This window comes from Mesorhizobium intechi, assembly GCF_002879535.1.
GTDB classification, from domain to species: Bacteria; Pseudomonadota; Alphaproteobacteria; order Rhizobiales; family Rhizobiaceae; genus Mesorhizobium; species Mesorhizobium intechi.
Genome location: NZ_PNOT02000174.1, coordinates 1 through 1,828, shown reverse-complemented (window position 1 = coordinate 1,828; position 1,828 = coordinate 1). Strand labels below are relative to the sequence as shown.

Genomic DNA, 1,828 nt, shown 5'->3' with positions numbered 1-1,828 from the left:
GTGGAACACCGGTATGCTCATGCGGGCTTTCAGCCGTTCCTCGACTTCAAAACACTCCGGAGCCTTGATGTCCTCGAGGTTGATGCCGCCGAAAGTGGGTTCGAGAGCGGCGACGGTCTCCACCATGCGCTCGATCTCGGGAGCGTCGATCTCGATGTCGAAGACGTCGATGCCGGCGAACTTCTTGAACAGAACCGCTTTGCCTTCCATGACCGGCTTGGAGGCCAGCGGACCGATATTGCCGAGGCCGAGCACGGCCGAGCCATTGGAGACGACGCCGACGAGGTTGGCGCGCGCCGTGTAATCGGCGGCGGTTGCCGGATTGTCGCGGATCTCAAGACAAGGCGCCGCCACGCCGGGCGAATAGGCAAGCGCCAGGTCGCGCTGGTTGCCGAGCGGCTTGGTTGCCTGGATCTCGAGCTTGCCTGGCGTCGGGTGCTTGTGGAAGTAGAGGGCGGCTTCGTCGAGGTCGGAACGTGCCGTTTTCTTGTTCTCGCCTTCCATGCGGCCGCTCCCTCGAAACCTGTCTCGCGAGTCCTTTTAGCATGCGGGGAAGATTTTTCGCGACGCTAATTGACGCGCTGGCAGCTTTAAGTGGCCACGCGTCAAAAATCGCTAGATGTCAGACGGTTACGGCCATTTCATGCCAGATGAGTCGCGCAGCCTGGCTGACCTCCAGGTCAGAAAGCGCTGACGTAGAGACCGCCGTCGACCGGTATGTTCTGGCCCGTGAGATAGCCGGCATGGATCGAGCAGAGGAAGGCGCAGATCTGGCCGAATTCCTCCGGCGTGCCGAGCCGCTTGGCCGGCACATCGGCGCTGATGCGGGTCTTGCGGGCGGCTGCCGCGGCGGGGTCCTCGACGGTGCCGGCCTCATGTGGGCCGCGCAGGCGGTCGGTGTCGAGCTTGCCCGGCAAGAGGCTGTTGATGGTGACGTTGCGGTCGATCACCGTCCGCGCCACGCCGGCGAGGAAGGAGGTCAGGCCGGCGCGCGCGCCCGACGACAGATCGAGACCGGGAATTGGGACATAGACCGACAGCGAGGTGATGTTGACAATGCGGCCGAAGCCGCGCTTCGCCATGCCGTCTAGCACGGCCTGCACCAGTTCGATCGGCGTCACCATGTTCTGGGTCACGCCTTCGAGGATTTTCGCACGGTCGAGTTCGCGGAAATCGCGCAGCGGCGGGCCGCCATTGTTGTTGACGAGGATATCGGGTTCGGGGCAGGCGGCGAGCAGCGCCTTCTGCACTTCCGGTTTCGAAACGTCGCCGACCACTTCCCTCACGGTCACGCCATAACGCGCGCGCAACTCCGCTGCGGTTTTGGCCACGAGTTCGGCGTTGCGGCCATTGACGACGATATCGCAACCGGCCTCGGCCAGCGCCATGGCGCAGCCTTTTCCGAGCCCCTTGCTCGAAGCGCAGACGATGGCCTTCTTTCCGCTGATACCAAGATCCATGACGATTTCTCCTGTGATTTGGCCGGCAAGCTAGTCCCTAGGCTGGACCAATCGCAACCGTCATACGGTTGTTGCATGAATCGGGGCATAGGCTGCGCGAAAGCAAGGTGAAATCGCGATGTCAGGCCAAGAGCCCCGCACTTTCCGCAGCATGTTCATTTCCGACGTCCATTTGGGCTCGAAGGCGGCGAAGGCCGAGTTCCTGATCGATTTCCTGCGCTACCATGACGCCGACATCATCTACCTGGTCGGTGACATCGTCGATGGCTGGCGGCTGCGGCGTAGCTGGCACTGGCCGCAAAGCCACAATGACGTCGTGCAGAAATTGCTGCGCAAGGCGCGCAAGGGCGCCTCGATCACCTATATCG

At 62.5% G+C, this 1,828-nt stretch carries 2 protein-coding genes and 1 pseudogene; 1 reads left to right on the top strand and 2 read right to left on the bottom strand.

The genetic code is table 11. From position 1 onward, the window contains the following. A pseudogene (locus C1D09_RS14905) lies at positions 1 to 504 on the bottom strand (NADP-dependent malic enzyme); the annotation flags it as partial. Positions 505 to 680: 176 nt separating this feature from the next. Further along, positions 681 to 1,460, bottom strand: a complete 780-nt coding sequence (locus tag C1D09_RS14900; RefSeq protein ID WP_143975038.1) for an SDR family oxidoreductase — start codon at positions 1,458 to 1,460, stop codon at positions 681 to 683. 118 nt (positions 1,461 to 1,578) lie between these two features. On the opposite strand from C1D09_RS14900, the gene C1D09_RS14895 reads away from it, so the two are divergent. Continuing rightward, positions 1,579 to 1,828 (top strand): UDP-2,3-diacylglucosamine diphosphatase (locus C1D09_RS14895; protein ID WP_246135756.1); only part of this gene is annotated, 250 nt, incomplete at its 3' end.

Bases quoted from the DNA above. Each gene is read 5' to 3' on its own strand.
- C1D09_RS14900 (WP_143975038.1), bottom strand. From the start codon at position 1,460: ATGGATCTTGGTATCAGCGGAAAGAAGGCCATCGTCTGCGCTTCGAGC.